The organism is Streptomyces flavofungini (assembly GCF_041028215.1).
Lineage (GTDB): Bacteria > Actinomycetota > Actinomycetes > Streptomycetales > Streptomycetaceae > Streptomyces > Streptomyces flavofungini_B.
Genome location: NZ_JASKYR010001202.1, coordinates 1 through 1740, shown reverse-complemented (window position 1 = coordinate 1740; position 1740 = coordinate 1). Strand labels below are relative to the sequence as shown.

The following is a 1740-nucleotide window of genomic DNA, read 5'->3' as shown; positions in this document are numbered from 1 at the left end:
CGGCAGACCGGAGTCGCAGTTCGACGCGGACGAGGTCTTCGCCGCGTGCGCCGCCGCGAACACGGCCGTGGAGATCAACAGCCGCCCCGAGCGGCTCGATCCGCCGCGCAGGCTCCTCTCGCGCGCCGTGGCGGCGGGGACCCCGCACTCCCCCCCCCCCCCCCCCCCCCCCCCCCCCCCCCCCCCCCCCCCCCCCCCCCCCCCCCCCCCCCCCCCCCCCCCCCCCCCCCCCCCCCCCCCCCCCCCCCCCCCCCCCCCCCCCCCCCACCACCCTCTTCTCCGCGAAAGGCACCACCTCACCATGCCACCCGTTCCCGCCGACCCGACCGTGCTGCACCCGATGCCCGAGCAGCCGCGAGTGGTCCTGCTCAAGCCGCTGGTCACCTCGCCGCTGATCGAGGTCGGGGAGTTCTCGTACTACGACGACCCCGACGACCCGACCGCGTTCGAGACACGCAATGTGCTGTACCACTACGGTCCGGAGAAGCTGATCATCGGTAAGTTCTGTGCGCTTGGCACGGGCGTGCGGTTCCTCATGAACGGCGCCAACCACCGCATGGACGGCCCGTCGACATTTCCGTTCCCCACCATGGGCGGCTCGTGGGCCGACCACTTCGACCTGCTCACCGGCCTGCCCAGCCGGGGGGACACCGTAGTCGGCAACGACGTCTGGTTCGGCCACGGCACGACCGTCATGCCCGGCGTACGGATCGGCCATGGCGCCATCATCGCCTCCGGCGCCGTGGTCACCGCCGACGTGCCCGACTACGGCATCGTCGGCGGCAACCCGGCCCGCCTCATCCGCACCCGGTACACGGCCGAGGAGGTCGGCCGGCTGCTGGCGCTCGCCTGGTGGGACTGGCCGGTCGAGCACATCACCGCGCGGGTACGGACGATCATGTCGGGCAGCATCACCGAACTTGAGGACGCCGCACCCCGTCGATGACCAAGCTTGCCCGTCAACTGCTCCGTGATGACGATTCGTCAACGCCGTGGCCACACGTTCGTGGTATTCGCACATGCGGCGACCCCCGCTGCGGCCCCTGGAAGACGCGGCGCGGCCTTTGCCCATTGCCGGACTCGCGGCCGTCGGTGGCCGATGATGATGGCCAGCGGATCCGGGCCCTCGGTGAAGCGGGAAGGGGCAGTTCATGGCACAGGCACATGTGGCGGGCGAGCAGGTGGCGGCGCGGGTGTGGACGGTGCGTCTGGATGCCGCGGGGCGCGGCCTGACGGCGGTGAAGGTCGACTGCAGCCGCCCGGCCTGCACACCGCAGCGGCTGGACTCGGCCGCTCAGGGGCGGGCGTTCGCCGCCGCGCACCTCAAGGCTCATCTGCGTGCGGCCGGGAACCCCCGGCGCGACGCGGCCTGTGCGTGCCGCGCCGACGGGTGCCAGGGCCACGCCGACAGCGCCGGCCGCGGCTCCACGGGTCCGGCCTGGCGGTGCGGGGGCGCGGTGGTGCTCGCCGTGATCACCGATCCCATGGGCCGCTGGTGGCGGGCCTGGGAGTGCTGCGCGCGGTGCGCGGCGGTCCATCCCGCCGCCCGTGTGGTGGCCACCGCCCCGGAGACGTCTCCCGTCGGCGGCCACCTTCGCCCCGGACGCCGCTCCAGGGGCGGACTCCCCCTCCGGCGGTGCCGGGCCCCACGGCGACCGGCTGCCCGCGCCGCGCACGGCCGGGGCGAAGCCGCGCCGCCCCAGGCGTTCGGGGAAGATCGCGCAACGCCACGTGCCGCAC

1 protein-coding gene and 1 pseudogene are annotated in these 1740 nt (G+C 74.7%); both read left to right on the top strand.

Annotated features, from left to right (window positions below; translation table 11 throughout):
• Positions 1-301: 301 nt before the first annotated feature.
• Complete coding sequence (locus tag AB8Z36_RS39745; protein ID WP_369218224.1) at positions 302-946, top strand: CatB-related O-acetyltransferase; 645 nt, start codon at positions 302-304, stop codon at positions 944-946.
• Between the two features lie 205 nt (positions 947-1151).
• Positions 1152-1740, top strand: a pseudogene (locus AB8Z36_RS39740) (hypothetical protein); the annotation flags it as partial.

Coding starts and splice junctions, on each gene's coding strand:
- AB8Z36_RS39745 (WP_369218224.1), top strand. CDS start 302: ATGCCACCCGTTCCCGCCGACCCGACCGTGCTGCACCCGATGCCCGAG.